This is a genomic window from Streptomyces sp. MNU89 (assembly GCF_020982505.1).
Lineage (GTDB): Bacteria > Actinomycetota > Actinomycetes > Streptomycetales > Streptomycetaceae > Streptomyces > Streptomyces xinghaiensis.
The window spans coordinates 5,588,363-5,614,700 of record NZ_JAJKLL010000001.1; the positions used below are offsets into that span (position 1 = coordinate 5,588,363).

General features: G+C 73.2%; 21 protein-coding genes and 1 pseudogene. 9 read left to right on the top strand and 13 right to left on the bottom strand.

The window, feature by feature from the left end:
- Positions 1-36 precede the first annotated feature (36 nt).
- From E4N63_RS23865 to map, 3 genes are all read right to left on the bottom strand, one after another.
- A complete protein-coding gene (locus E4N63_RS23865) occupies positions 37-1,503 on the bottom strand; it encodes a sugar transferase (RefSeq protein WP_230241657.1) in 1,467 nt (488 codons plus the stop codon).
- Positions 1,504-1,821: 318 nt separating this feature from the next.
- Complete coding sequence (locus E4N63_RS23870) at positions 1,822-2,502, bottom strand: heme oxygenase (biliverdin-producing) (protein ID WP_230241658.1); 681 nt, start codon at positions 2,500-2,502, stop codon at positions 1,822-1,824.
- A 259-nt stretch (positions 2,503-2,761) separates the two neighbouring features.
- Positions 2,762-3,619: a type I methionyl aminopeptidase gene (gene map / locus E4N63_RS23875; RefSeq protein ID WP_125622849.1), complete on the bottom strand. Its 858-nt coding sequence runs from the start codon at positions 3,617-3,619 to the stop codon at positions 2,762-2,764.
- Positions 3,620-3,720: 101 nt separating this feature from the next.
- Here map and E4N63_RS23880 point away from each other — a divergent pair, with 101 nt between their 5' ends.
- Positions 3,721-3,966 (top strand): hypothetical protein, encoded by a 246-nt coding sequence (locus tag E4N63_RS23880; protein WP_043462077.1) that lies wholly within the window; start codon positions 3,721-3,723, stop codon positions 3,964-3,966.
- Positions 3,967-4,021: 55 nt separating this feature from the next.
- Here E4N63_RS23880 and E4N63_RS23885 read toward each other — a convergent pair whose 3' ends face one another.
- Positions 4,022-4,639, bottom strand: coding sequence for a hypothetical protein (locus tag E4N63_RS23885; RefSeq protein ID WP_230241659.1), 618 nt, complete (start codon positions 4,637-4,639; stop codon positions 4,022-4,024).
- Between the two features lie 225 nt (positions 4,640-4,864).
- Here E4N63_RS23885 and npdG point away from each other — a divergent pair, with 225 nt between their 5' ends.
- On the top strand, positions 4,865-5,569 hold the full coding sequence (npdG, locus tag E4N63_RS23890; protein WP_230241660.1) for an NADPH-dependent F420 reductase: 705 nt from the start codon (positions 4,865-4,867) through the stop codon (positions 5,567-5,569).
- A 163-nt stretch (positions 5,570-5,732) separates the two neighbouring features.
- Positions 5,733-5,924 (top strand): hypothetical protein, encoded by a 192-nt coding sequence (locus tag E4N63_RS23895; protein WP_125622846.1) that lies wholly within the window; start codon positions 5,733-5,735, stop codon positions 5,922-5,924.
- A 308-nt stretch (positions 5,925-6,232) separates the two neighbouring features.
- On the opposite strand, the gene E4N63_RS23900 is transcribed toward E4N63_RS23895, so the two are convergent.
- Positions 6,233-7,057 (bottom strand): site-2 protease family protein, encoded by an 825-nt coding sequence (locus E4N63_RS23900; protein WP_230241661.1) that lies wholly within the window; start codon positions 7,055-7,057, stop codon positions 6,233-6,235.
- Positions 7,058-7,175: 118 nt separating this feature from the next.
- Between E4N63_RS23900 and E4N63_RS23905 the strand changes: the two genes are divergently transcribed.
- On the top strand, positions 7,176-8,930 hold the full coding sequence (locus tag E4N63_RS23905; RefSeq protein WP_125622844.1) for an NAD+ synthase: 1,755 nt from the start codon (positions 7,176-7,178) through the stop codon (positions 8,928-8,930).
- Between the two features lie 139 nt (positions 8,931-9,069).
- Here E4N63_RS23905 and E4N63_RS23910 read toward each other — a convergent pair whose 3' ends face one another.
- Positions 9,070-10,089 (bottom strand): endonuclease/exonuclease/phosphatase family protein, encoded by a 1,020-nt coding sequence (locus E4N63_RS23910; protein WP_230241662.1) that lies wholly within the window; start codon positions 10,087-10,089, stop codon positions 9,070-9,072.
- A gap of 346 nt (positions 10,090-10,435) precedes the next feature.
- Here E4N63_RS23910 and panB point away from each other — a divergent pair, with 346 nt between their 5' ends.
- Together panB and glnA are read left to right on the top strand one after the other, a co-directional pair.
- Positions 10,436-11,314 (top strand): 3-methyl-2-oxobutanoate hydroxymethyltransferase, encoded by an 879-nt coding sequence (panB, locus tag E4N63_RS23915; RefSeq protein ID WP_125622842.1) that lies wholly within the window; start codon positions 10,436-10,438, stop codon positions 11,312-11,314.
- A gap of 551 nt (positions 11,315-11,865) precedes the next feature.
- A complete protein-coding gene (glnA, locus tag E4N63_RS23920; RefSeq protein WP_125622841.1) occupies positions 11,866-13,227 on the top strand; it encodes a type I glutamate--ammonia ligase in 1,362 nt (453 codons plus the stop codon).
- A gap of 179 nt (positions 13,228-13,406) precedes the next feature.
- Here the strand turns inward: glnA and E4N63_RS23925 are convergent, their stop codons facing one another.
- The 3 genes from E4N63_RS23925 to E4N63_RS23935 all read right to left on the bottom strand — a co-directional run bounded on the left by E4N63_RS23925 (position 13,407) and on the right by E4N63_RS23935 (position 15,055).
- Positions 13,407-13,895 carry a hypothetical protein gene (locus tag E4N63_RS23925; protein ID WP_125622836.1) on the bottom strand — a complete coding sequence of 163 codons (489 nt, stop codon included), beginning with the start codon at positions 13,893-13,895 and terminating at the stop codon, positions 13,407-13,409.
- Positions 13,896-14,054: 159 nt separating this feature from the next.
- Positions 14,055-14,702, bottom strand: coding sequence for a sigma-70 family RNA polymerase sigma factor (locus E4N63_RS23930; RefSeq protein ID WP_230241663.1), 648 nt, complete (start codon positions 14,700-14,702; stop codon positions 14,055-14,057).
- A gap of 194 nt (positions 14,703-14,896) precedes the next feature.
- Positions 14,897-15,055 (bottom strand): hypothetical protein, encoded by a 159-nt coding sequence (locus tag E4N63_RS23935; RefSeq protein WP_185831125.1) that lies wholly within the window; start codon positions 15,053-15,055, stop codon positions 14,897-14,899.
- Between the two features lie 508 nt (positions 15,056-15,563).
- Between E4N63_RS23935 and E4N63_RS23940 the strand changes: the two genes are divergently transcribed.
- Positions 15,564-18,854 carry a bifunctional [glutamine synthetase] adenylyltransferase/[glutamine synthetase]-adenylyl-L-tyrosine phosphorylase gene (locus E4N63_RS23940; RefSeq protein WP_230241664.1) on the top strand — a complete coding sequence of 1,097 codons (3,291 nt, stop codon included), beginning with the start codon at positions 15,564-15,566 and terminating at the stop codon, positions 18,852-18,854.
- Here E4N63_RS23940 and E4N63_RS23945 read toward each other — a convergent pair.
- From E4N63_RS23945 to E4N63_RS23960, 4 genes and pseudogenes are all read right to left on the bottom strand, one after another.
- A complete protein-coding gene (locus E4N63_RS23945) occupies positions 18,836-19,921 on the bottom strand; it encodes an HAD hydrolase family protein (RefSeq protein WP_308188737.1) in 1,086 nt (361 codons plus the stop codon). The genes E4N63_RS23940 and E4N63_RS23945 overlap by 19 nt on opposite strands.
- Positions 19,911-20,747: a phosphatase PAP2 family protein gene (locus E4N63_RS23950; protein ID WP_374112826.1), complete on the bottom strand. Its 837-nt coding sequence runs from the start codon at positions 20,745-20,747 to the stop codon at positions 19,911-19,913. The genes E4N63_RS23945 and E4N63_RS23950 overlap by 11 nt, the downstream gene beginning before the upstream one ends.
- Before the next feature lie 35 nt (positions 20,748-20,782).
- Entirely contained in the window at positions 20,783-21,850 is a 1,068-nt protein-coding gene (locus tag E4N63_RS23955) for a LacI family DNA-binding transcriptional regulator (RefSeq protein WP_125622833.1), read from the bottom strand.
- Positions 21,851-21,875: 25 nt separating this feature from the next.
- A pseudogene (locus tag E4N63_RS23960) lies at positions 21,876-23,632 on the bottom strand (glycoside hydrolase family 13 protein).
- A 362-nt stretch (positions 23,633-23,994) separates the two neighbouring features.
- Between E4N63_RS23960 and E4N63_RS23965 the strand changes: the two are divergent.
- Both E4N63_RS23965 and E4N63_RS23970 read left to right on the top strand, forming a co-directional pair.
- Complete coding sequence (locus tag E4N63_RS23965; RefSeq protein ID WP_230241665.1) at positions 23,995-25,278, top strand: extracellular solute-binding protein; 1,284 nt, start codon at positions 23,995-23,997, stop codon at positions 25,276-25,278.
- A gap of 35 nt (positions 25,279-25,313) precedes the next feature.
- Positions 25,314-26,333, top strand: coding sequence for a carbohydrate ABC transporter permease (locus E4N63_RS23970; protein ID WP_125622830.1), 1,020 nt, complete (start codon positions 25,314-25,316; stop codon positions 26,331-26,333).
- Positions 26,334-26,338 lie beyond the last annotated feature (5 nt).

The following is a 26,338-nucleotide window of genomic DNA, read 5'->3' on the forward strand; positions in this document are numbered from 1 at the left end:
GGGCCGCTCACTGCTCGCACCTCGGCACCACTCCGCTCAGTACGCTCCGCGTCCGTCGACGACGGCGCGGAACGTACGGGCCAGCAGGTCCAGATCCCCGCGGAGGCACCAGTTGTCGGCATAGCGCAGATCCAGCGCCACGCTCTCGTCCCAGGAGAGGTCGGACCGGCCGCTGATCTGCCAGAGCCCGGTGAGCCCCGGCTTGACCGCCAGCCGCCGCATCGCCACCTCGTCGTACTGCGCCACCTCGTCGGGCAGCGGCGGGCGCGGTCCGACCAGCGACATCTCGCCGCGCAGGACGTTGACCAGCTGCGGCAGCTCGTCCAGCGAACTGCGCCGCAGCCACCGGCCCACCCGGGTCACCCGGGGGTCGCGGCGCATCTTGAACAGCGGGCCGTCCTGCTCATTGGCGGCGGCCAGCTCCGCCCGCCGCTGCTCGGCGTCGACCACCATGGTGCGGAACTTCCACATGGTGAACGGCTTGGAGTCCAGACCGGTCCGGGTCTGCCGGTGCAGCACCGGACCCGGGGAGTCCAGCCGTATCACCAGCGCCAGCAGCCCGTACACCGGTGCGAGCAGCAGCAGGCCGAGCGCCGCGCCCGTCCGGTCCAGCGCCGCCTTGAGCGCCGTCTGCGGGCCCTGGCGGTGCGGCGGGGCGACGTGCAGCAGCGGCAGCCCGGCGACCGTGCTGGTCCGCAGGCGCCGCGGCGCCACGTCCGTCAGCCCCGGCGCCAGGGCCAGCGGCAGCCCCGAGTCGTGCAGCGCCCAGGACAGCCGGCGCAGCCGCTCACCGCTGATCCGCGGGCCGGGCACGACCAGCACCAGATCCGCGGCCAGCTGCTCGGCGGCACCCAGCACCGGGACCCAGTCCTGCTCGCTCCGCGCGGGCGGCGCGGAGCCGATCCGGGCCGGGGCGGGCACCCCGGAGGTCAGCTGGGCGCTGCCGACCGGAACCACCCCGGTCACCACATAGGCGTGGTCGGTACGGGAGGCGAGCCGCTCCACCACCTCGTCGGCGGCGGCGGGTTCGCCGATCACCAGCACCCGGTGCACCGACTGCGCGGAACGGCGCTGCCGCGTCAGATGCCGGTGGGTGACCTTGCCGCAGACAGCCGTCAGCAGCGGGGCGAAGGAGAGGGCCGACAGGGCCGTCACGGGATCGGACGTCTCGCCGGCCGCGATCCGGACCACCGCCAGCAGGCCCAGCAGCGTCAGCCAGTCGTGGAGCGCCGGGATGACGCCGCGCGATTCGCCGAGGGCGTCGGAGCCGTAGCGGTGGCGGGCAGCGCGGACCAGGGTCCACAGAGCCGCCCCGACGAGGGCCGCCGGTACGGGATGCGGTTGCCCCGTACCGGCGAAGACGAAGGCCACGGGAAGCGCGACCCCCAGGATGTCGGTGGCCAGCGCCGCGGGTAAGTACCACCGCGCCTTGCCACTGCGCCGGCGGTGTGGTGACCTCCCTCCGCGGACGCCGGAGGCCGTCACCGATCTGGCCTTGGACATACCGATATGCCGCATGAACCCCCCTGGCACAGCGCGACCGTGACGGCGCGCGTACCCTTCCCCAAAGGCCACGCGCCTACGTACGTCTGACCGTATGGCAAACGTCTGTACGTCCGCTGCTGTTTGAAGAACTTTGCTCGGGGATATCCCCGGAATTCACTTCTTGGCGTGAAGACCCACCCTGCGCTGCCGTCACAGGGCCGGAGATGGTATAGGGGCGCGGATTTCGGAAGCGCGTGCCCGCCGGCGGCGCGGCGGACGGCGCCGGGGCGGGTGGCGTGCCGATACGGTGCCCGGCGCGGGGGCCGGAGCGGGGGCTCACGCGCTGAGCGGGTCCTCCACGCGCCGCGCGAAGTGGTCGCCGAGCTCCCGGAAGAGCGCCGTGTTCAGGGCGAAGGCGCGCCGGCACTCGTCCACGACGCGCTCCTTCTCGGCGTCGTCCACCGGCAGGGCGTCCAGCAGCTCGCGGTACTCCCGCTTGAAGGCGGCCGGGTTGCCGATCCCCTCGAAGACGTAGAACCGCACGCCGTCGCCCTTGCGCGCGAAGCCCCAGGTCTTCTCCGCGGTGGAGCGGATGATCTGGCCGCCGCTGAGGTCGCCGAGGTAGCGGGTGTAGTGATGGGCCACATAGCCCGCGGGCCACTCCCGCGCGACCTCGGTGATCCGCGCGGCGTAGGCGGCGGTGGCGGGCAGTGGTACCGCGGCGGCGCGGCGGCCGGGGCCCGCGAGGTGGTCGAGATCACGTTCGAGCTCGGGGACCCGCCGCAGCTCCGTGCGGAGAAACGGTCCTGCAACCGGGTCGCCGGCGAGGGCGTCCGCCTGCTCCTCCAGGGCGCGGTAGACGAACCACAACTGCTCCGTGTAGAGCGCGTACGCCTCCACGCCCAGCCGGCCGGCGAGCATGTCACCGATGAAGGCGGAGTTCTCGGCCTCGGTGTGCTGCGCGTGCGATGCCGTGCGGATCAGGGTCGAGAACGGCGTGCTGCTGGGGGCGTCCATGGCGGGCCTCCGGGGACCGGTGCGGGCGGGTCGGTGCGCCGCCACGCTCTCCGCGCGGGGTGCGGCGGAGGCGCGGGCGCCGGCTGGCGTCTGCTCGGGTCTGCTCCGGGCCCGCTCACGCCGGCCCTCAGCGCGAGTCTACAGGTTTCCGACAGGCTGTCGGGAAGTCCGCCCGTCGGCCCGCGGCCACTTCCGGCCGACCTGCCGCCCGTCCGGCACGCTCCGGGCGGGCGGCGGGCGGCGGGCGGCGGTCGGCGGATCAGGGCAGCGTCAGGATCTCCGCGCCGGACTCGGTCACCACGAGGGTGTGCTCGAACTGGGCCGTCCGCTTCCGGTCCTTGGTGACCACGGTCCAGCCGTCCTCCCACATGTCGTACTCGTGGGTGCCCAGCGTCAGCATCGGCTCGATGGTGAAGGTCATCCCCGGCTTGATCACCGTGGTCGCGTGCGGGCTGTCGTAGTGCGGGACGATCAGGCCGGAGTGGAAGGAGCTGTTGATGCCGTGCCCGGTGAAGTCCCGGACCACGCCATAGCCGAAGCGCTTGGCGTACGACTCGATGACCCGCCCGACGACGTTGATCTGCCGGCCGGGCCGGACCGCCTTGACCGCCCGGTTCAGCGCCTCCCGGGTCCGCTCCACCAGCAGCCGGGACTCCTCGTCCACGTCCCCGCAGAGGTAGGTGGCGTTGTTGTCGCCGTGCACGCCGCCGATGTAGGCGGTGACGTCCAGATTGACGATGTCCCCGTCTCGGAGCACGGTCGAGTCGGGGATGCCGTGGCAGATGACCTCGTTGACGGACGCGCAGAGCGACTTGGGGTAGCCCCGGTAGCCGAGAGTCGAGGGGTAGGCGCCGTGGTCGCACATGTACTCGTGCGCCACGCGGTCCAGTTCGTCGGTGGTGACGCCGGGCGCGATGTGCTGCGCGGCCTCTTCCATCGCGCGGGCGGCGATGCGCCCGGCGATCCGCATGCGCTCGATCGTTTCGGCGTCCTGCACCTCGGACCCCGTGTACGGGGTGGGGGCGTCCCTGCCCACGTACTCGGGGCGCGGAATGGAGGCGGGTACGGAACGGCGGGGGGACAGCGTCCCGGGGACAAGCAGCGACTGGCCAGACATGCGGCGAGTGTATCCGCGGCCGCTCGGGCAACATGAGCGGCAGAGCGGTCGGAAGGCCGCCCGCGGCGGCCGGGAGCGGCCGCGAGGAGAGGAGCCCTTCGATGGCGCTGTTCAGCAGGAACCGTCCGGCCGGCAAGGCGGGCGAGTGGTACTACTGCCTCAAGCACGGGAAGGTCGAGGAGGGGCCCGAGTGCCCGGCCAAGGACCGCATGGGCCCGTACGCGAGCCGGCCCGAGGCCGAGCACGCGATGGAGACGGCCGCGGAGCGCAACACCGAATGGGAGACCGACCCCCGCTGGCACGACCGGGACGGGACGGAGAACGGTCCCGGCGGCGGCCGGGGCTGAGCCGGGACCGGCCGCCGCCAGGGCGGTCCGTCCGGCCCACCGGCGCCCGGACCACCTACCAGCCGGCCGGCGGCGGGGTCATCAGCCCCTCCGCCAGCCGGGAGAGCCGGTCCCGGAAGCGGCGCCGGCCGCGCGGCCCGGGCAGCCCGCTCTCCCCGGCCGCGGCGCTCACCAGATGCTGCACGGTGTCGAGGCCGAGCACCCCGGCCGGCGCCGGCCCCGCCCCCGGGGCGGTCAGCGTCTCGTGTGCCAGCGACCGCAGATCCCGGCCGCCGCCGTCGAGGGCCAGGACGGTCGCCCCGGCGCGGCGGGCGCCGCGCACCCGTTCCAGCAGGTGTTCGCCCGGCTCGTCCGGGGTGACGACCAGCAGGGTCTCGCCCCGCCGCACCGCCTCCAGCCGGGCCGGCCCGACCGCCAGATGCGCGGGCGCCCCCGGCCGTACCCGGTGCCGCACCAGCGTGGGTGAGAGCTGCGGGAGTCCGGCCCGGGCCGCCTCGTCGTCGAGGTGGGCGGCCAGATGCCAGGGCTCGTACTCCGCGCTTCCCACCAGCAGCAGCCCGCCGCCGCGCGGATCGACGGAGCGGCGCAGCGCCCCGGCGAACCACCGGGTGGCGTCCAGCCAGGCCGTCCCGGCGAGCACGTCGCGCAGCAGGGCCACTCGTACGGCGTCCATGCGGCATCCTGTACCAGCCGGGGAGCCCCGTGCCCGCCGGTCGGGCGAAGTTCCCCCGGACGGGACCGGAGAACGGCGCGGACCGCGGGACCGGTCCGGCCGGACGGCTCCCGGTGCCGGGCGGCGGTCTTCCCGGGGGCGGTCTCCCGGGGCATTCTGTCCCGGGGCGCGGGAGAGGCGCCGGAGGTGTCGAAGCGCCGGGCCGGGTGTGACAGTATCGCTGTCATGAACTCCACCGACGCAGCGCAGAAGGCCCCCGCCAAGGACCCCCGGGAGCTCCCCGACGTATCCGGCCTGGTGGTCGGCGTCCTCGGTGGCACCGGGGACCAGGGCCGCGGACTCGCCTACCGGCTGGCCCGGGCGGGGCAGAAGGTGATCATCGGCTCGCGGACCGCCGAGCGGGCGGAGACCGCGGCCCGTGAGCTCGGCCACGGCGTCGAGGGCGCGGCCAACGCCGAGTGCGCCCGTCGCAGTGACATCGTGATCGTCGCGGTGCCGTGGGACGGTCACGCCGCGACCCTCACGGCCCTCCGCGACGACCTCGCGGGCAAGCTCGTCGTGGACTGCGTCAACCCGCTCGGCTTCGACAAGAAGGGCGCCTACGCCCTCAGGCCCGAGGAGGGCAGCGCGGCCGAGCAGGCCGCCGCCCTGCTCCCGGAGTCCCGGGTCACCGCGGCCTTCCACCACCTCTCGGCCGTCCTCCTCCAGGACCCGGCGGTCGAGAAGATCGACACCGATGTGATGGTGCTCGGCGAGGTGCGCGCCGACTGCGAGACCGTCCAGGCCCTGGCCGCCCTCATCCCGGGGATGCGCGGCGTCTTCGCCGGCCGGCTGCGCAACGCCCACCAGGTGGAATCGCTCGTGGCCAACCTGATCTCCGTGAACCGCCGTTACAAGGCCCACGCCGGGCTTCGGATCACCGACATCTGAGTCCGGCCGTCGCCACGCTCCGTCCGCGGCTCCGGCCGTGCACCCGCCGGCCGTGGTCCACGCCGGCCGGTCCCGGCCGCGAGGGGATGGGGAGGGCGGCGGCGGAGGGGCGTGGGGACAATGGCCGGGTTCGTCGCACCCGCTCTCCGAGGAGCCGACCGCCATGCCCCGCCTCGCCCTGTTCTCGCTCGCCGTCTGCCTGCTCGCCACCGCCGCGGCGGTGGTCTCCTTCGTCGAGGGGAGCTGGCTGGGCATCCTCTGGGTCATGATGGCGGGCGTCTCCTCCAACATGGCCTGGTTCCACTTCCGCAAGGACCGGGCCCAGCGCGCGGCGGCGCAGCACCCCACGGGCTGACCGCCCGCACCCGGAAAGGGCGGCTCCGTACTGCCGGATGCCGCCCCGGCCCGTGCCCGGCCGTCCGTGACGCGGCCGCGGGACCGCATGCCTGCCGGAGGGACGGATCGCGTGGCCGGACGGAGACGTACGAGGTCGCCGCGGAGCGCTCGAAGAGCGGCGGGCAGCCGGTCCGGGCCGCTGCTCGACGCGGAGAGCACGGTCCGCGACCACATGGCGGCGCTCCCCGGTGCTTCCCGGGAATCGTCCGCTGTCACGATCACCCCGGAGAGCGCTGACGGCCGGAACCCGGCGAGCGCGTCCGCCGGTCACAGGAGGGGCGCGACGTCCTCGTAGCGGAACCAGCCACTGTCCGGCTCGCCCTGCCAGAAGCGGAACCACTCCAGGCCCAGCGCCGTCTCGAACTCGCTCACGCCGAGGGCGGCCAGCAGAGCGTCCACCCCGCCGAAGAAGACCCGGTTCACCTCCGGCACCCACAGCAGGGCGAAGACCAGCAGCAGCCCGAACGGCGCGACCTGGTCCAGCTGCCGCCGGGCTCCCCGCGGCAGCCAGGGTTCGATGACGCCGTAGCCGTCCAGGCCCGGTACCGGCAGGGAGTTGAGGATCGCGGCCGTCACCTGGAGGAGAGCCAGGAAGGCCAGGGCACAGCGGAAGGCGAGCGGTACGCCGCTCAGCGCGTTCAGCCAGAACGGGGCGGTCAGCATCACCGCGAAGATCACGTTGGTGAGCGGCCCGGCCGCCGAGATCAGGCTGTGCCGCAGACGCCCCGGGATGCGCCCCCGCTCGATGAAGACCGCGCCGCCCGGCAGCCCGATCCCGCCCGCGATGAGGAAGAGGACCGGCAGCACGATGCTCAGCAGGGCATGGCTGTACTTCAGCGGGTTGAGGGTGAGATAGCCCTTGGCACCGACGGATATGTCGCCGCTGTGCAGGGCCGTCCGGGCATGGGCGTACTCGTGCAGGGAGAGCGAGACGATCCAGCCCGAGAGGACGAAGAGGAACACGAGGAGGCCGGCGCTCACCGGCAGCTCCCCCTGAACCCACATCGCCCAGCCCGAGGCGGCCATGACGGCGGCCAGTGCGAGGAAGACGGGACTGACCCGGTTGTGGCGCGGGACTGCCGGGGTGTTCATGGGGCGACCGTACTGGAGCGGCGCCGGCCGGGTAGACGGCGGCCGGGAGGGGTGCGGAGCGCGCCTCTCCGCCCCGTATCGCGTCAGAGAGACGATTACCGTGACTAGACTGGCGGCCGTGCCCCAACTTCGCCTCGCACTGAATCAGATCGACTCGACCGTCGGCGACCTCGCCGGGAACGCCGAGTCGGTCCTCAACTGGACCCGGCACTCCGTCGAGCAGGGCGCCCACCTCGTGGCGTTCCCGGAGATGGCGCTGACCGGCTACCCCGTCGAGGACCTGGCGCTGCGCCGCTCGTTCGTGGAGGCCAGCCGCTCCGCCCTCGTCTCGCTCGCGGCCCGGCTGGAGGCCGAAGGGCTGGGCGAGGTGCCCGTCGTCGTCGGCTACCTGGACCGCTCCGAGCACGCGCAGCCGCGCTACGGGCAGCCCGCCGGCGCCCCGCGCAACGCCGCCGCCGTGCTGCACCGCGGCGGGATCGCGCTGACCTACGCCAAGCACCACCTGCCCAACTACGGCGTCTTCGACGAGTTCCGCTACTTCGTTCCCGGCGAGACCCTGCCCGTCATCCGCGTGCACGGCATCGACGTGGCCCTCGCCATCTGCGAGGACCTCTGGCAGGACGGCGGCCGGGTCCCCGCCGCCCGCGCGGCCGGCGCCGGCCTGCTGCTCTCCATCAACGCCTCCCCGTACGAGCGGGAGAAGGACGACACCCGGCTGGAGCTGGTCCGCAAGCGCGCCCAGGAGGCCGGCTGCACCACCGCCTATCTGGCGATGATCGGCGGCCAGGACGACCTGGTGTTCGACGGCGACTCGATCGTGGTGGACGCCCGCGGCGAAGTGATCGTCCGCGCCCCGCAGTTCTCCGAGGGCTGCGTGCTGGTCGACCTCGACCTGCCCGCCGCCGGCGAGATCCCCTCGGGCACCGCCGGGGACGGGCTGCGGGTGGAGCACGTGGTCATCAGCGAGGAGCCGCTGCCGCCCTACGAGGCCGAACTGACCTCCGGCTACGCGGACCGCCTCGACGACGACGAGGAGGTCTACTCGGCCCTCGTCGTCGGCCTGCGCGCCTACGTCGCCAAGAACGGCTTCAGTAGCGTCATCCTCGGACTCTCCGGCGGTATCGACTCCGCGCTCGTCGCCTCCATCGCCTGCGACGCCCTCGGCGCCGCCAACGTCCACGGCGTCTCGATGCCGTCCCGCTACTCCTCCGAGCACTCCAAGGACGACGCGGCCGATCTGGCGGAGCGCACGGGGCTCAACTACCGCACCGTCCCGATCGGCCCCATGTTCGACGCCTATATGGAGTCGCTGGGCCTCACCGGCCTCGCCGAGGAGAACCTCCAGGCCCGGCTGCGCGGCACCCTGCTGATGGCGCTCTCCAACCAGGAGGGCCACATCGTGCTGGCGCCCGGCAACAAGTCCGAGCTGGCCTGCGGCTACTCCACCCTCTACGGCGACTCCGTCGGCGCCTACGGCCCGATCAAGGACGTCTACAAGACCTCGGTGTTCCGCCTCGCGCGCTGGCGCAACCGGGCCGCCGAGGAGCGCGGCCAGACCCCGCCGATCCCGGAGAACTCGATCAGCAAGCCGCCCAGCGCCGAGCTGCGCCCCGGCCAGGTGGACACCGACTCGCTCCCGGACTACGACCTCCTCGACCGGATCCTGGAGCTCTACGTGGACCGGGACAAGGGCCGTGAGGAGATCGTCGCGGCCGGCTTCGACGCCGGGCTGGTCACCCGGGTGCTGCGGATGGTGGACGGGGCGGAGTACAAGCGGCGCCAGTACCCGCCGGGCACGAAGATCTCCGCCAAGGGCTTCGGCAAGGACCGGCGGCTGCCGATCACCAACCGCTGGCGGGAGGAGACGGGCTGAGCCGGGGCGGACCGCCGCCCGGGGCGGACCACCCGGGGCGCGGCCCGCGGCGGACCACCCACCGGGAGCGCCGCCGCGGCCCCCGCACCCGCCGCCCGGGTGCGGGGTCCGCCGCCGTACGCGCTCCGCGGCGCCGGCGTCAGAAGTCCACGGACGCCGCGACCGGCAGATGGTCGCTGGCCGTCCTCGGCAGTGACCAGGAGGAGACCGGCTCCACCCCGCGCACCATGACCTGGTCGATCCGCGCCATCGGGAACGACGCGGGCCAGCTGAACCCGAAGCCGTCGCCCGCCGCACCCTGCGTGGACCGCATCTGCGAGGTGACCGGCGACAGCGCGCGGTCGTTCATCGTGCCGTTCAGATCGCCCAGCAGGACCACCCGCTCCTGCGGCTCGTCCCGGATGGCGATGCCCAGGGCCTCGGCGCTGTTGTCCCGCTGCTCGGCGGTGAACCCGGCGTTCAGCTTCACCCGCACCGACGGCAGGTGCGCCACGTAGACGGCGACCGGCCCGTCCGGGGTGCCGACAGTACCGCGCATGGCCCGGGTCCAGCCCATCTCGATGTCGACGCCGCGGACGTCCGACAGCGGGTACTTGCTCCAGAGCCCGACCGTGCCCTCCACCTTGTGGTGCGGGTACTCCGCGGCCAGCCCCTCTGCGTACGCCGGCACGGTCCCCTGCTTCAGCTCCTGCAGCGCGACCACGTCGGCGCCCGATCCGGCGATGTCCCGTGCGGTGCCCGCCGGATCGGGGTTGTCGGCGTTGACGTTGTGCGTGACCACGGTCAGCCCACCGCCGGAGCCCGACTTGTCGGTGACGAGTTGGCCGAAGAGGTTGAGCCAGACGGCCAGCGGCAGCACCAGCGCGACCAGCGCCGTCGCCGAGCGCCGCAGCAGGCCCAGGACGAGCAGCACCGGCAGCGCCAGCCCCACCCAGGGCAGGAAGGTCTCCAGCAGACTGCCCAGGTTGCCGACGCGGTTGGGCACCCGGGAGTGGAAGGCCATCAGCAGCGCGATCAACACGGAGCAGACCGCCAGCAGGATGCCGCGCCGCCAGGTGCCCGGGCCGAACCGCGCGGCGGCCAGACGCCGGACCCGGGAACCGGTCCGACCGGTGTCCGGGCCGCCGGGTCCCGACTCCGTCATATACGCCTGCGCCATGTGCTGCCCTTCGTGCCTCGCCGCGCTGGTCCCCGCGTACGCACCCTAGGGGATCGCCTTTCCCTGCCCGCCGTGCGCGGCGGCCTTCCGCCAGGGGGGACGTCCGGGGCATCGCGCGGGGTTCCGGACCGTACCGGTGCCCCCGCCACTGTGACGGAAACAGGACATCCGGCGCCGGTCCACGCCCTGCCCGCCGCGGGCGTCCCGGCGGGGGAGTCCCGGCCTTCGGGCCCGGCGGCGCGGGGGTGTGGGGCACACCACTTTCCGGATCGCCCGGCCGGTGCCACCATGGGAGGTGATCCGGGGACGCCGTCAGGGCGCCTCGAGACGACAAGGAGCCGAAGCCATGACGCACGTTCCGCCTGCGCCTGCCCCGAAGCAGCCCGCGGCCGACAGCGGGAAGACGCTGTACGGGGGCACTGGAAACCGGCGTATCACCGTCCGCGACATCGCCGCCGCCAAGCAGCGCGGCGAGAAGTGGCCCATGCTCACCGCCTACGACGCCATGACGGCCTCCGTGTTCGACGAGTCCGGCATCCCCGTCATGCTCGTCGGCGACTCGATGGGCAACTGCCACCTCGGCTACGAGTCCACCGTGCCGGTGACCATGGACGAGATCACCCTGCTCTCCGCCGCCGTCGTCCGCGGCACCAAGCGGGCGCTGATCGTCGGCGACCTGCCGTTCGGCTCCTACCAGGAGGGCCCCGTCCAGGCGCTGCGCAGTGCGACCCGGCTGGTCAAGGAGGCCGGCGTGGGCGCAGTGAAGCTGGAGGGCGGCGAGCGCTCGGCCGACCAGATCGAGCTGCTGGTCCAGTCCGGCATCCCCGTCATGGCGCACATCGGCCTCACCCCGCAGTCCGTCAACGCCTACGGCGGCTACCCGGTCCAGGGGCGCGGCGAGGAGGCGGCGCAGCAGCTCCTGCGCGACGCCAAGGCGGTACAGAACGCGGGCGCCTTCGCGGTCGTCCTCGAACTGGTGCCGGCCGAACTCGCCGCCGAGGTCACCCGCTCCCTGCACATCCCCACCGTCGGCATCGGGGCCGGCGCCGAGTGCGACGCGCAGGTCCTGGTGTGGACGGACATGGCCGGCATGACGTCCGGCCGGGTACCGCGGTTCGTCAAGCAGTACGCGCAGCTGCGCGAGGCGCTGGGCGGCGCGGCCAGGGCGTTCGCCGAGGACGTCGTCGGCGGCGCGTACCCGGCGGCGGAGCACAGCTTCCACTGACCCCTGTCCCCCGGGAGCTCTCCGGCTTCCGGGACCTCGCGGGAGCGCCCGCCGGGACGCCGTCCCGGTGCGCCCCTCCGCCTCACCCCCGAGCCACCATGAGGCCGGCAGCCCGCCGACATCCCCCATCGGCGGGCTGCCGGTGTGCCGGGGGCCGGGGCCGGCACCCGCCGCACGGTCCTGGGCCGGGGAGGCGCCGGACGCTCTCCGCCGGACGCGGGGCCCGGCCTCACCGGGCCGTTCGGGGGTGCGGTGAGACCGCGAAACCCCCTGGTAATCCCCGGTTGCGATACTGGTGTTCGAGCCGTCGCGCAGGAGACGCGCAGGAGACTCGTGAAACGGTATCCGACCTGCGAGGATGGCTCGTGTGACGCCTCCATCCGGCAACGGGACGGCCCTTCCGCCCCGCTCCGCGGAGCCGTACGGCGGCCGGGCCCCGACCGCTGCCCGAGGGCGGGGCCGCGGCGTACTACGCTGCTCGTGGCTCCCAGGGCGGAGGACGCGTTCCCTCCCGGCCTCCCACGGCCGGGAATCCCCACGCAAGGAGAGAGATGGACAAGCAGCAGGAGTTCGTGCTCCGTACGCTGGAGGAGCGCGACATCCGGTTCGTGCGGTTGTGGTTCACCGACGTGCTCGGATTTCTGAAGTCCGTCGCCGTCGCGCCCGCCGAGCTTGAGCAGGCGTTCGACGAGGGCATCGGCTTCGACGGCTCCGCCATCGAGGGCTTCGCCCGGGTGTACGAGTCCGACATGATCGCCAAGCCCGATCCGTCGACCTTCCAGATCCTGCCCTGGCGCGCCGAGGCCCCCGGCACCGCCCGCATGTTCTGCGACATCCTGATGCCGGACGGCTCCCCCTCCTTCGCCGACCCGCGCTACGTCCTCAAGCGCATCCTCGCCAAGACCTCGGACCTGGGCTTCACCTTCTACACCCACCCCGAGATCGAGTTCTACCTGCTGAAGAACAAGCCGGTGGACGGCACCCGCCCCGTCCCCGCCGACAGCTCCGGCTACTTCGACCACACCCCGCAGAACGTCGGCATGGACTTCCGCCGCCAGGCCATCACCATGCTCGAATCCATGGGCATCTCGGTGGAGTTCTCCCACCACGAGGGCGCCCCCGGCCAGCAGGAGATCGACCTCCGCTACGCCGACGCGCTCTCCACCGCCGACAACATCATGACCTTCCGGCTGATCATGAAGCAGGTGGCGCTGGAACAGGGCGTCCAGGCCACCTTCATGCCCAAGCCGTTCTCGGAGTACCCGGGCTCCGGCATGCACACCCACCTCTCCCTCTTCGAGGGCGACCGCAACGCCTTCCACGAGTCCGGTGCCGAGTACCAGCTCTCCAAGGTCGGCCGGTCCTTCATCGCGGGCCTGCTCAAGCACTCCGCGGAGATCTCCGCCGTCACCAACCAGTGGGTCAACTCCTACAAGCGCATCTGGGGCGGCTCGCAGCGCACGGCCGGCGCGGGCGGCGAGGCCCCCTCGTACATCTGCTGGGGCCACAACAACCGCTCGGCGCTCATCCGGGTCCCGATGTACAAGCCGGGCAAGACCGGCTCCACCCGCGTCGAGGTCCGCTCCATCGACTCCGGCGCCAACCCGTACCTCACCTACGCCGTACTGCTGGCGGCGGGCCTCAAGGGCATCGAGGAGGGTCACGAACTCCCGGCCGGCGCCGAGGACGACGTCTGGGCACTCTCCGACTCCGAGCGCCGCGCCATGGGCATCGAACCGCTCCCGCAGAACCTGGGCGAGGCCATCGACCTGATGGAGCGGAGCGAACTCGTGGCGGAGACCCTCGGCGAGCACGTCTTCGACTTCTTCCTGCGCAACAAGAAGCAGGAGTGGGAGGAGTACCGCAGCGAGGTCACGGCCTTCGAACTGCGGAAGATGCTGCCGGTGCTGTAAGCAACGGCCGTGTGACGCGGCCCCGCCGCGTACGGCGGTCCGGGCCGGCGGTGTCGAACCGCCGGCCCGGAGCCGTTCCCCGTTCTTCCGTTGTCCGGAGGCCCGGTGCCGTTGCGACGGGCCCGGACCGGCAGTTACCCCCGTGAGCTGCCGGTCCGGCACGTCCGCGTGGCGCCCGGTCAGGCGAACCGTGCCGCTTCCGGTGGCGGCTGTGCCGGGAAGCGGACGACGGGTTCGCCGGACCGGCCCGCCGGGGCACGGGTGCCTTGGTGCGTGCGCCACAGGTGCCCGCACACCAGGAGGGCGGCGAGCGCCCCGTACACCATGAAGACGGTTGTCCGGACCGCTGCCGGCCCGGGTGGCACGGCAGCCGCGACGGCTGCCACGACCAGGGCGACCAGACCGAGTCCCGGACCGGTCCGGAGCGCCCCCCTGGCGCCCCGGTCCGGTCCGGCAACGCCGGTCCGGTCGTCCCCGTCCCCGGCGCCGTTCCCGCCGCCGTCCTTCTCCGTACCGCCTGCCTGCGCGGACTCCTCGTCGTCGAGCTGCTGTTCGACGCGGTCGAGCAGTGCGTCCCAGGAGCGCGGCGTCATCTCCCCGTAGAGCCCCAGCAGCCGGTCCTGACTCCTCTCCACCTGTTCGTGGAGAAGATCGCGGATGTCTGACATGTCGATACCTCTGCCTCCTCGGTCTGTGAGCGGGTTCCGTGCCCGGATCCCTCCGGGTGCCCAGTCCCGCGTTCTCCGTACGGGCCACTAGGACCCAACCTGGGATCACGGGCCGCCTTCGACGGCACGTGCGTCCGGCCCGTGATCCCGAGAAGAGTGCTAGTCACTGTCTCCGAGCTCGTCATGGATGGTCTGCCGGTGGGGAGCGAGGTGGGCGCGGATCTTGTCGGTGCGGCGCTTCACCGTCTTGCGGTCGATGCGGAGGGCCCTGCCGATCTCGGTCTGGCCGAGGCCGACGACGATCCAGAGGTAGGCCACCTCGCGCAGTCCGCCCTTCTCCGGCAGGGCCTTCTCCAGCACCGACTCCACGGCCCGGATGCGGAGGTACTCGTCGGTCTCCGGATCGGTGTGCGCGGCCTCGGGGAGGGTGTCCGAGGGGAAGGAGCGGTCGCGGTCGTATGCCCGGCAGGCGTCGGCGATGACGCCGAGCGTCACGGTCGTGGCGAAGGCCCGGCCACCGTCGTCGCGGTCGATCCCGAACTCCGGGTCCGACCAGCGGCGGACCAGCCGCAGCACGGCCTCCTGGAGCAGGTCCTCCCGGACCCGGCCCATCCCCTTGCCGAGGATCAGCCGCTCCATGTGCGGCCGCAGCCGCTGGATCTCGGCCACCTTCTCCCCGGTGAGCCTCCGGCGCGGAGCGGGGACGCTTTCCCTCCGGTCATCCGGCTCCGGCACCGTCGAGCGGGGGACAGCGGACGACGGCTCGCCGCCGTCGTCCCTCCCGCACGTCATTGGTGCGTTGCTCATGGGTGTTCCCTTCCTGCTGTCGTGGAGGTGCTCCCGCGGCGCCTCTCGGAGAGGTATGCCGACGGGGACGCCGGAGAAGGGGCGGCCGGGCTCCGTAACTTTCCGTCGCCGCGCGGAGGTTGCCGCGCGCGGGGAAGCGGGTCCGGGGGTGTGGGGCATCCTCCTGCCGGTGGCCGGGAGGGCGACCGGACTGGTCAGCGCAGGGCCTGGAGGAGGAAGGCGCCGGCGCCGACACCGACCAGCAGCGCGATCCCGAACGCGGGTTCGAGCCAGGCCAGGCAGGTCACCAGACCTGCGACGAGCAGAATCAGCAGAACGAAGTAGACCTTCGCGGGCGACGGGTCCGAGGGCATCTACGTCTCCTTCTCGGGAAGGGCGGCCGGTGCGGACCGGGCCGCCACGACGGCGGTTCCCCCTCCTGTGCCGACCGGCCGGTGCCGGCAGGCGGCACGGGAGGGCCGGAAGTGACGCGCGTCACCCTGCACTGTGTGCGGTGAGGGGTGCTCACGCCGAGCGGCGGCCGTCTCCCGTCAACGTGGCCGCCGGCCGTCATCGGGTGACCGATCGCCGGCCGGATGCCCCCGTGCCGGCGCCGGGCGACCTCGCGCCCGGGCGGCCGCGTGGTCGTCGGCGTACCGGGTGGCGCCGGGGGCGGATAGGCTCGGGACGATCAACCAGGCGGGCCGGTCAGGGGCCCGGCCCTGGTCGCCGGGCCGGCCACGGCGGGCGGGCCGTGGGTGAAGGACGGGTGGCGCAGCGTGCAGCAGGGGCGGCGGGACAGCACATTCGGACGGCTGGTGCGGAACGGGTTCACCGACCCGGCCGTGGCCGAGCGGCTGCTGAACGCGCCCGAACTCGCCGGTGTGCGGCACGATCCGCTCCTGCTCGACGCCCTCGGCGCCACCGCCGACCCCGATCTCGCCCTGCGGGCCCTGGTCCGTCTGGCCGAGTCGCTGGCCGCGCGCGACGTACGGGACGCGCTGGAGGCCCCGGCCGGAGCACCGGCCCCGTCCGGTACGCCCGTCCCGCCCGGTACGGCCGCTACGGGGCCGGGCCCGCCCCGGCGCGGCCCGGGACGAGGGCTCTGCCACGGTCCCGGACAAGAGCCCCGGCACGGTCCCGGCCGCAGGCCCCGCGACGCTTCCGGCGGGCGAGGCCGGGACCCGCCCGGACGAGAGCCCCGGCGCGGCGGCCCCGGAGGCCGGCCCCGGTACGCCCCGGCCGGGACGCCCGGAGCGCCCCGGCCGCACCCCGGTACGCGCCCGGGCGGGCCGCCGGCCGCGGATCCGTCCCCGGCCGCCGATCCGCCCCCGGCGGCCCGTACCCCGCCGCCGCCCGCGGACCCGGGCGCTGCTCGACACCCTCGTCACCGCCAAGCCGTTCCGCGACCGCCTGCTGCGCGTCCTCGGCGCCTCCGAGGCGCTCGGCGACCACCTGGTGCGGCACCCGCTCGACTGGCAGACCCTCGTCACCTACGAGCCCGGCGATCTCCACCCCGGGCTGGCCGAGTTCGAGCACGATCTGGCCGGGGCCGAGGACGCCGACAGCCTCCGCGCCGCCTACCGCCGCTCCCTCCTCACCATCGCGGCCCGTGACGTCTGCGGCACCATCGACGTCGCCGAGGCCGCCGCCGAGCTCGCCGACCTCGCCACCGCCACCCTGCGCGCCGCCCTCCGCATCGCCGAGGCCGCCGCCCCCGACGACGCGGCCGTCTGCCGGCTGTCCGTCATCGCCATGGGCAAGTGCGGCGGCCAGGAGCTCAACTACGTCTCCGACGTGGACGTGATCTTCGTGGGCGGGGCCGCCGACGACCGGGCGTCCGCCGAGGAGGAGACGGAGGCCCTGCGCGCCGCCACCCGGCTCGCCTCGCATCTGATGCGGCTCTGCTCCGACACCACCGCCGAGGGCACCATCTGGCCCGTCGACGCCAACCTCCGCCCCGAGGGCCGCAACGGGCCCCTGGTCCGCACCCTCTCCAGCCACCTCGCCTACTACCAGCGCTGGGCCAAGACCTGGGAGTTCCAGGCCCTGCTCAAGGCACGCCCGGTCGCGGGGGACGCCGCCCTCGGCCGGGAGTACTGCGACGCCGTCGCCCCCATGGTCTGGCAGGCCGCCGAGCGGGAGAACTTCGTCGCCGACGTGCAGCAGATGCGCCGCCGCGTGGTGGAGAACATCCCCGCCGCGCAGATCGAGCGCGAGCTCAAACTCGGCCCCGGCGGCCTGCGCGACGTCGAGTTCGCCGTCCAGCTGCTGCAACTCGTCCACGGCCGCGCCGACACCAGCCTGCGCAGCGGCTCCACCCTGGAGGCGCTGGCCGCGCTCGCCGAGGGCGGCTACGTGGGCCGGGCCGACGCCGCCGCACTCGACGAGGCTTACCGCTTCCTCCGGGCGATGGAGCACCGCATCCAGCTCCACCGGCTGCGCCGCACCCACCTCGTCCCCGAGGACGAGGCCGATCTCCGCCGCCTCGGCCGCTCCCTGGCCGCCGCCTTCCGGTGGGACCGCGGTACGGAGCCGGTGGTGACGCTCCGCCGGGAGTGGAAGCGGCACAGCCGCGAGGTGCGCCGGCTGCACGAGAAGCTGTTCTACCGGCCGCTGCTGGACGCCGTCGCGCAGCTGGAGCCCGGCGCGGTGCGGCTCAGCACGACGGCGGCCCGCGAACGCCTGGTGGCTCTCGGCTACGCCGACCCCGCCGCCGCCCTGCGCCATCTGGAGGCGCTGGCCTCCGGTGTCAGCCGCAAGGCCGCCATCCAGCGCACCCTGCTGCCGGTGCTGCTCGGCTGGTTCGCCGACTCGGCCGACCCCGACGCCGGGCTCCTCAACTTCCGCAAGGTCTCCGACGCCCTCGGCGGCACCCCCTGGTATCTGCGGCTGCTGCGCGACGAGGGCGCCGCCGCCGAGAACCTCGCCCGGGTCCTCTCCGGCGGCCGGCTCGCCCCCGACCTGCTGATGCGCGCCCCGGAGGCCGTCGCCCTGCTCGGCGCCCCCGACGGGCTGCGTCCGCGCGGCCGCGCCGCCCTGGAGCAGGAGGTGCTGGCCGCGGTCAATCGCGCCGACGGCCCCGAGCAGGCGGTCACCGCCGCCCGCGGGGTGCGCCGCCGCGAGATGTTCCGCACCGCCGCGGCCGACCTCATCGGCGCGTACGGCACCGAGGAGAGCCCCGCCCAGCACGACCCCGGCGGCGCCGTCGGCCGGGTCGGCACCGCCCTGACGGACCTCAACGCCGCCACCGTCGCCGGTGCGCTGCGCGCCGCCGTCCGCGCCCAGTGGGGCGACACCCTGCCGACCCGCTTCGCCGTCATCGGCATGGGCCGCTTCGGTGGCCAGGAGCTCAACTACGGCTCCGACGCCGACGTCCTCTTCGTCCACGAGCCGCGCGAGGGCGTGGCCGAGGAGGAGGCCGCCCGCGCCGCCTTCGCCGTCGCCAACGAGATGCGCCGGCTGCTCCAGCTCCCCTCCGCCGACCCGCCGCTGCTCATCGACGCCGATCTGCGCCCGGAGGGCAAGACCGGCCCGCTGGTGCGCAGCCTCTCCTCGTACGCCGCCTACTACCGGCGTTGGGGGCAGCCGTGGGAGAGCCAGGCGCTGCTCCGCGCGGCGCCGGTCGCGGGCGACGCCGGGCTGGGGGAGCGGTTCACCGAACTGATCGACCCGCTCCGCTACCCGGTGGAGGGCCCGGACGAGCACGCCGTCCGCGAGATCCGCCGGCTCAAGGCCCGGATGGAGAAGGAGCGGATGCCGCGCGGCGCCGACCGCACCACCCACGCCAAGCTCGGCCGGGGCGGGCTCTCCGACGTCGAGTGGACCGTCCAGCTGATCCAGCTCCGGCACGCCTGGGCCGAGCCGGGCCTGCGCACCACCCGCACCCGCGAGGCCCTGGCCGCCGCGCACGCGGCCGGGCTCATCGGGACGGAGGACGCGGAGATCCTGGACGAGGCGTGGCTGCTGGCGACCCGGCTGCGCAACGCCGTGATGCTGGTCCGCGGCCGCCCCGGCGACACGTTCCCGGCCGAGGTGCGGGAGCGGGCCGCCGTGGGCCGCTACCTCGGCTACGAGATCGGCAGCAGCGGCGAACTCCTCGACGACTACCGCCGCGTGACCCGCCGCGCCCGCGGCGTGATGGAACGCCTCTTCTACGACGACAAGGGCTGACCCGGGCCCGGCGGAACGGGCTCCGGCGGGCCTGCCGTGCCGTCAGCCCGGTCCACCGGTGCCGGGGACCCGCCCGGCCGGTGGCCCGCCGCGCCGCGCGGGCCCGCGCCGCGCGGGTGCGGCAGGACGGCGGGACCGGTGCCCGGTCCGTCACCGCACGCCGCTCCGAACACTCGCTCCAGCACCACCGCGACGCCGTCCGCGTCGTTCCCCGGGGCCGTCTCGTCGGCGGCCGCGAGCAGCTCCGGATGGCCGCCCGCCATGGCCACCCCGTGCCCGGCCCAGTCCAGCATCGGCAGGTCGTTGGGCATGTCGCCGAAGGCGATGGTGTCCGCGGCGGTGAATCCCAGCAGCTCCGCGGCCGCCGCCAGCCCGGCCGCCTTCGTCGTGCCGGCGGGCAGCAGCTCGACCATGCCCGCCTGCGAGTGGACCACCGTCATCGCGTCCCCCGCCAGCCGCCCGGCGGTCTCGGCCACGGCGCGGTCGGGCAGTTCCCGGTGGCGCATCAGGACCTTCTCGATCGGCTCCGCCCACAGCAGGGCCCGGTCGGTGACCGTCTCGCTGCCCGGCGGGGGCGGCGTGAAGAATCCGGCCGTGCTCACGCAGCGGTTCTCCGGCGCCGCCGTGACCACGCCCAGCTCCAGCGGCCCCAGTTCCCGTTCCACCGCGGCAACCAGGGCCAGGGCGGGACCGCGGCCGAGGGAGGCCGTCATCAGCAGCCGGCCGGTGGTGGCGTCGTAGAGCTGGGCGCCCTGCCCGCAGACGGCCAGGCCGTCGTAGCCGAGGTCCAGCAGGAACGGGCGGCAGGAGGAGGCGGGCCGGCCGGTGACGACGAGGTGCCGCGCCCCGGCGCCGGTGGCCAGCTTGAGCGCCTGCCGGGTGCGGAGGGAGAAGGTCAGGTCGGTGCGGAGCAGGGTCCCGTCGAGATCGGTGGCGACCACCCGGTACGGCAGCGCCTCCGCCCCGGATCCCCGGCCCGCGGGGCCGTCCCCGTACACCCGCTCGTCCCCGAACACCGGCTCGTCCCCGCCCGCCGGGCCGGGGACGCCCGCCGGCTCAGGTCGCATGGAGCGGCGTCACATGCCGGGGGAGACGGTAGGCGACCGAGCGGTACCAGAGGTACGAGAACCCGTAGCCGGCGGCCAGACAGAGCACACCGCCGACGGCGTCCAGCCAGAAGTGGTTGGCCGTCGCCACGATCACGAGCAGGGTCAGCGGCGGGTAGAGCCAGCCCAGCACCTTGGCCCAGAGCGCGGGCGCCAGCATGACGATGGTGATCCCGCACCACACCGACCAGCCGATGTGCATGGACGGCATCGCCGCGTACTGGTTGGACATGCTCGCGAGGTTGCCGGAGGCCATCGAGCCCCAGGTGTCGTGCACGACGACCGTGTCGACGAAACCGCCGTCCGGCACCAGCCGGGGCGGCGCCAGCGGATAGAGGTAGTAACCGAGCAGCGCGATCCCCGTGGTCAGGAAGAGCACGAGCCGGGTCGCGGCGTAGCGGCCCGGATGCCAGCGGTAGAGCCACACCAGCACGCCGACGGTCACGATGAAGTGCAGGGTGGCGTAGTAGTAGTTCATCCCCACGACGAGCCAGGTCACCGAGTTCACGGCGTGGTTCACGGTGTGCTCGACGGCGATGCCCACCGCCTGCTCCGCCCGCCATATCCAGTCGGCGTTGCGCAGGGCCGCGGCCTTCTGCTCCGGGACGGCGTTGCGGATCACCGAGTAGATCCAGTAACTCACCGCGATGAGCAGGATCTCGAACCGCAGCCGTGGGCGTCGCGGCAGCCTCAGCCGTCCGATCGAAAGGCGTTCCCCCCCGGGCTGGGCCTCTGGCCGTGTGTCGGCCGGTGATTTCTCCAGAGTCCTCACAGTCGCGTCACCCACGCGCCACAGTCTGCCAGACCCCGGCGTGTTACCGATCACCCTTGGACCGGGACGTCGGCCGGTGCCCTCCGGGCCGGTGAGGACTGTCCCTGCGGACCCGCGGCGGTCGACCCGCGGACCACCAGTTCGGGCAGGAAGATGAACTCGCTGTGCGGGGCCGGGGTCCCGCCGATCTCCTCCAGCAGTGCGCGCACCGCCGCCTGGCCCATGGCCTGGACCGGCTGACGGATCGTGGTCAGCGGCGGGTCGGTGAAGGCGATCAGCGGGGAGTCGTCGAAGCCGACCACCGAGACGTCCCGGGGGACGGCGAGGCCCTGCTGGCGGGCGGCGCGGATGGCGCCGAGCGCCATCATGTCGCTGGCGCAGATCACGGCGGTGCAGCCGCGCCGGATCAGCGCGTCGGCCGCGGCCTGGCCGCCCTCCAGGGTGTAGAGGGAGTGCTCGATCAGCTCGTCGGACTCCTCCGGGGTCAGCCCCAGCTGCTCGCGCATCCCCTGCCGGAAGCCCTCGGTCTTCCGCAGCACGGGGACGAACCGCTTGGGGCCCAGCGCCAGCCCGATCCTGGTGTGGCCGAGGGCGGCGAGATGCGTCACGGCCAGCCGCATCGCCGCGCGGTCGTCGGGCGAGACGAACGGGGCGCGGACCTTCGGGGAGAAGCCGTTGACGAGGACGAACGGCACGCCCTGCCCGCGGAGCTGGTCGTACCGCTGCATGTCGGCGGAGGTGTCGGCGTGCAGCCCGGAGACGAAGATGATGCCGGAGACCCCGCGCTCCACCAGCATCTCGGTGAGCTCGTCCTCGGTGGAGCCGCCCGGGGTCTGGGTGGCGAGGACCGGGGTGTAGCCCTGGCGGGTCAGGTTCTGCCCGATGACCTGCGCGAGTGCGGGGAAGATCGGGTTGTCCAGCTCGGGGGTGATCAGTCCGACCAGCCCGGCGCTGCGCCGCCGCAGCCGCACCGGGCGCTCGTAGCCCAGGACGTCGAGCGCGGCGAGGACGGATTCGCGGGTGGTCGCGGCCACCCCCGGCTTGCCGTTGAGCACGCGGCTGACTGTCGCTTCGCTGACCCCCGCCTGGGCTGCGATGTCGGCGAGCCGTGCGGTCATAGGGCTGGACTGTACCGGTCGCATGTCAGATTGCCCACCACGCGCAGGATTCGGCCGGAATACGGACGGTTCCGCCGTCCTCGCGCGGGGCGGGGGCGGCCATCGGGGCGCTGCTCAGCAGGGGCGGCCGGGCCGGGGCAGGGTGACGGGCCGGTCGAGGGTGTTGAGCACGCAGACCACCGGGCCCCGCGCGCCGTCCTCCCCCTCTCCGGCGGACGGCGCCGGGGCGGTGCCCGGGGTGCGGCGGAAGGCGAGGACGCCGTCGGGCGCGTCCAGCCACTCGACCGCGTCGCCCGCGCCGAGCGCCGGGAGCTCGCGGCGCAGCGCGATGGCCGCGCGGTAGAGCTCCAGGGTGGAGGTCGGGTCGCCGGTCTGCGCCTCGACGCTGTATCCGGCCCAGTCACCGGGCTGCGGCAGCCAGCTGGGGCCGCCGGGCTCGGGTCCGAAGCCGTACGGGGCCTCGGTGCCGGACCACGGGATCGGCACCCGGCAGCCGTCGCGGAAGCCGTCCTGGCCGTCGGCGCGGAGGAAGGAGGGGTCCTGGCGGACCTCGTCGGGCAGGTCGGTGACCTCGGGCAGGCCGAGTTCCTCGCCCTGGTAGACGTACGCGGAGCCGGGCAGCGCGAGCATCAGGAGGGCGGCGGCGCGGGCCCGGCGCAGGCCGCGCTCCGGGTCGCCGTCCGCGTAGCGGGTGGTGTGCCGGACGACGTCGTGGTTGGAGAGCACCCAGGTGGTGGGCGCGCCGACGGACGCGGTCGCGGCGAGGGAGGTGTCGATCACCGCGCGCATCTCCGCGGCCTCCCAGCCGCTCCGCAGGAACTGGAAGTTGAACGCCTGGTGCATTTCGTCGGGGCGGACGTAGAGGGCGAGCCGCTCGGAGTCCGGGGCCCAGGCCTCGGCGACCCCGATCCGCTCGCCGTCGTAGGAGTCCAGCAGCCGGCGCCAGTGGCGGTGGATCTCGTGGACGCCGTCCTGGTCGAAGAAGGGCAGCTTCTGGGTGCCGATGAGGCTGGCCTGCTGCCCGTGGCCGATGTCGGGCAGGCCCTCGGCCTTGACGAGGCCGTGGGCGACGTCGACACGGAATCCGTCCACGCCCAGGTCCAGCCAGAAGCGGAGGACGGCGTCGAACTCGCGGCGGACCTCCGGGTGCTCCCAGTTGAGGTCGGGCTGCTCGGGGGCGAAGAGGTGGAGGTACCAGTCGCCGGGGCTGCCGTCGGGGTTCGTGGTGCGGGTCCAGGCGGGGCCGCCGAAGACGGACTCCCAGTCGTTGGGCGGCAGCTCGCCGTCCGTGCCTTTGCCGGGACGGAACCAGTAGCGGTCGCGGGCGGGGGAGCCGGGGCCCTCGCTCAGGGCCTGCCGGAACCAGGCGTGCCGGTCGGAGGTGTGGTTGGGGACGATGTCCATGATCACGCGGATTCCCAGCCCGTGGGCGGCGCGGATCAGCTCCCGGGCGTCGCCGAGGTCGCCGAAGAGCGGGTCGACGGTGCGGTAGTCGGTCACGTCGTAACCGCCGTCGGCCTGCGGGGAGAGGTAGAAGGGGGTGAGCCAGACCGCGTCCACGCCCAGCCGGGCCAGATGCGGCAGCCGCTCCCGGGCGCCGCGCAGATCGCCGATGCCGTCGCCGTTGCCGTCGGCGAAGGAGCGGACGTAGATCTGGTAGATGACGGCGTCCCGCCACCAGTGTGCGGCGGTGCCGGAGCCGCCGCGCGGGGCGTCCCCCGGGCCGGCGCCGGGGGCGGGCGCGGGCCGGTCGTGGAGGGCGGGCGTGAGCTCCTGAGTCATCGTCGTTTCCCCTTCGGTAGCCGGTGTGACGCTCGGCACGGACGCCAGAGAGGACAACGCGCCGCGGCCCCCGTGGTTGACGTGGGGAACGTAACAGCTTTGCAAGCTCTTGCGGAAGTATCGGCAGATTCTTGCGGCAGGGCCGAAAGCCCCCCGGCCAGGGCCGTCAAGGGGTGGGGTGGCAACTGTGCAGACACGCCGCTGTAACGATCCGGCAGCCTTGCAGAAAGTTGCCGCAAAGACTTTCGGCCACATTGCATCCCTGTTACTTTCGCGGTACACCCGGCGCCGCGACGGCGCGGTCAGGGCAGGTGGTCCCCCGGGACCCCGGCCATCACGGGCTCTCATGAAGGAGTAACACCATGCGGCGTGGCATAGCGGCCACCGCGCTGGTCGCGACGCTCTCCCTGGCGGCGACCGCGTGCGGCGGGGACAGCGACAGCGGCGAGAGCGGCGAGAAGAAGGGCTCCGGCGAGCTCTCCGGCACCGTCACCTTCTGGGACACCTCGAACGAGGCCGAGAAGGCGTTCTTCAAGAAGACCGCCGAGGGCTTCGAGAAGGAGCACCCGAAGGTCGACGTCAAGTACGTCAGCGTCCCCTTCGGCGAGGCGAGCAACAAGTTCAAGAACGCCGCGGGTGGCGGCTCCGGCGCCCCCGACGTGATGCGCACCGAGGTGGCCTGGGTCGCCGACTTCGCCAACCTCGGCTACCTGGCCCCGCTGGACGACACCGCGGCCGTCGACAACAAGGACGACTACCTCGACCAGGCCTGGGGCAGCACCCAGTTCGAGGGCAAGACCTACGGCGTGCCGCAGGTCATCGACACCCTCGCCCTCTTCTACAACAAGGACCTGCTGAAGAAGGCCGGCGTCGAGGTCCCCGAGTCCGTCGAGGACATCAAGAACTCCACCGAGAAGTTCAAGGGCGAGGACGTCACCCCCTTCTACATGCGCGGTGACGACGCCTACTGGTTCCTGCCCTTCCTCTACGGCGAGGGCGGCGACATGGTCGACGCCGAGGCCAAGAAGATCACGGTCGACGACGGCGCCGGCGCCAAGGCGTTCGAGACGATCCAGGACCTGGTGGACTCCAAGGCCGCGACGACGGACACCACCGACGGCTGGGAGAACATGCAGAAGTCCTTCAAGGACGGCAAGGTGGCCATGATGCTCAACGGCCCCTGGGCCATCGAGGACACCCTGGCCGGCAAGGAGTTCAAGGGCAACGAGGACAACCTCGGCGTCGCCCCGGTCCCGGCCGGCAGCGAAGCCCAGGGCGCCCCGCAGGGCGGCCACAACCTCTCCGTCTACGCGGGCTCGAAGAACCTGGACGCCTCCTACGAGTTCGCCAAGTACATGAGCTCCGCCGAGGTCCAGAAGGCCACCACCGAGGAGCTGAGCCTGCTCCCGACCCGTACCTCGGTGTACGACGAGCAGACCGTCAAGGACAACAAGATGGTCCAGTTCTTCAAGCCCGCCGTGGACAAGGCCGTCGAGCGCCCGTGGATCGCCGAGGGCAACTCCCTCTTCGAGCCCATCCGCGTCCAGCTCGCCGACGTGCTGACCGGCAAGACCGAGCCCGAGGCCGCCGCCGACAAGATCGGTGAGGAGTACGCCAAGCTCCTCAAGGACGGCGACTGGAAGTAGGACCGAGGAACCCAGGGAGAGGCTGACCGACGACCATGGCTGTCGAGACAGGCCGGTCGGTGGCACCGGCCGCGGGCGGAGACGCCCGCGGCCGCGGCCGCGGAACCGGCGGAGCACCCGGCAAGACCCCCGGCCCGCTGCGCCGGGCCCTGGCCACCCACTGGTACGCCTGGGCCATGGTGGCCCCCGTGGTGACCGTCATCGGGGTGATCATCGGCTATCCGCTGGTCCGCGGCGTCTATCTGTCGCTGACCGACGCGGACGAGGCCAACGTCGCCCGCACCATCGGCGTCAACGAGATCGAGGCGAGCTACGAGTTCGTCGGCCTCGACAACTACCAGGCCATCCTCACGGACGGAGTCTTCTGGGACCGGCTCGGCTGGACCGTGCTGTGGACGGTGGGATGCGTCTCCATCACCTTCCTCCTCGGCCTGGTGCTGGCGTCCATGCTCAACCGCAAGGTGCGCGGCCGGACCGTCTACCGGATGGCGCTGATCCTGCCCTGGGGCATCCCGGCCTTCGTGTCCGTCTTCGCCTGGCGGATGCTCTACAACGAGAAGAACGGCATCCTCAACCAGCTGCTGGCCGGCGGCGGCATCGACGGCATCCCCTGGCTGGGCGACCCGACCTGGGCCAAGATCTCCGTCATCGCGGTGAACGTCTGGCTCGGCGTGCCGTTCATGCTCGTCGCCATGCTGGGCGCCATGCAGGGCATCCCCGGCGAGCTGCTGGAGGCCGCCGAGATGGACGGGGCCAACGCCTGGCAGCGGTTCCGCAACGTCGTGCTGCCGGGCATCCGCTCGGTCAGCAGCACGGTGATCCTGCTGAGCACCATCTGGACCTTCAACATGTTCCCGGTGATCTTCCTGCTCACCCGGGGCGGCCCCGGCGACTCCACCGAGATCCTGGTGACCTACGCCTACCGGCTGTCCTTCATCGTCAGCCCGCGAGACTTCGCCTCCTCCGCGGCCTGGGGCGTGCTCATCCTGCTGCTCCTGTCGGCCTTCGCGGTGGTCTACCGCCGTTCGCTCCGCAAGCAGGGAGAGGTGTGGTGACGACC

What these genes read in the sequence shown, in the direction of transcription:
- E4N63_RS23865 (WP_230241657.1), bottom strand. Translation starts at nt 1,503, where the DNA reads ATGTCCAAGGCCAGATCGGTGACGGCCTCCGGCGTCCGCGGAGGGAGG.
- E4N63_RS23870 (WP_230241658.1), bottom strand. Translation starts at nt 2,502, where the DNA reads ATGGACGCCCCCAGCAGCACGCCGTTCTCGACCCTGATCCGCACGGCA.
- map (WP_125622849.1), bottom strand. Translation starts at nt 3,619, where the DNA reads ATGTCTGGCCAGTCGCTGCTTGTCCCCGGGACGCTGTCCCCCCGCCGT.
- E4N63_RS23880 (WP_043462077.1), top strand. Translation starts at nt 3,721, where the DNA reads ATGGCGCTGTTCAGCAGGAACCGTCCGGCCGGCAAGGCGGGCGAGTGG.
- E4N63_RS23885 (WP_230241659.1), bottom strand. Translation starts at nt 4,639, where the DNA reads ATGGACGCCGTACGAGTGGCCCTGCTGCGCGACGTGCTCGCCGGGACG.
- npdG (WP_230241660.1), top strand. Translation starts at nt 4,865, where the DNA reads ATGAACTCCACCGACGCAGCGCAGAAGGCCCCCGCCAAGGACCCCCGG.
- E4N63_RS23895 (WP_125622846.1), top strand. Translation starts at nt 5,733, where the DNA reads ATGCCCCGCCTCGCCCTGTTCTCGCTCGCCGTCTGCCTGCTCGCCACC.
- E4N63_RS23900 (WP_230241661.1), bottom strand. Translation starts at nt 7,057, where the DNA reads ATGAACACCCCGGCAGTCCCGCGCCACAACCGGGTCAGTCCCGTCTTC.
- E4N63_RS23910 (WP_230241662.1), bottom strand. Translation starts at nt 10,089, where the DNA reads ATGGCGCAGGCGTATATGACGGAGTCGGGACCCGGCGGCCCGGACACC.
- panB (WP_125622842.1), top strand. Translation starts at nt 10,436, where the DNA reads ATGACGCACGTTCCGCCTGCGCCTGCCCCGAAGCAGCCCGCGGCCGAC.
- glnA (WP_125622841.1), top strand. Translation starts at nt 11,866, where the DNA reads ATGGACAAGCAGCAGGAGTTCGTGCTCCGTACGCTGGAGGAGCGCGAC.
- E4N63_RS23925 (WP_125622836.1), bottom strand. Translation starts at nt 13,895, where the DNA reads ATGTCAGACATCCGCGATCTTCTCCACGAACAGGTGGAGAGGAGTCAG.
- E4N63_RS23930 (WP_230241663.1), bottom strand. Translation starts at nt 14,702, where the DNA reads ATGAGCAACGCACCAATGACGTGCGGGAGGGACGACGGCGGCGAGCCG.
- E4N63_RS23935 (WP_185831125.1), bottom strand. Translation starts at nt 15,055, where the DNA reads ATGCCCTCGGACCCGTCGCCCGCGAAGGTCTACTTCGTTCTGCTGATT.
- E4N63_RS23945 (WP_308188737.1), bottom strand. Translation starts at nt 19,921, where the DNA reads ATGCGACCTGAGCCGGCGGGCGTCCCCGGCCCGGCGGGCGGGGACGAG.
- E4N63_RS23955 (WP_125622833.1), bottom strand. Translation starts at nt 21,850, where the DNA reads ATGACCGCACGGCTCGCCGACATCGCAGCCCAGGCGGGGGTCAGCGAA.
- E4N63_RS23965 (WP_230241665.1), top strand. Translation starts at nt 23,995, where the DNA reads ATGCGGCGTGGCATAGCGGCCACCGCGCTGGTCGCGACGCTCTCCCTG.
- E4N63_RS23970 (WP_125622830.1), top strand. Translation starts at nt 25,314, where the DNA reads ATGGCTGTCGAGACAGGCCGGTCGGTGGCACCGGCCGCGGGCGGAGAC.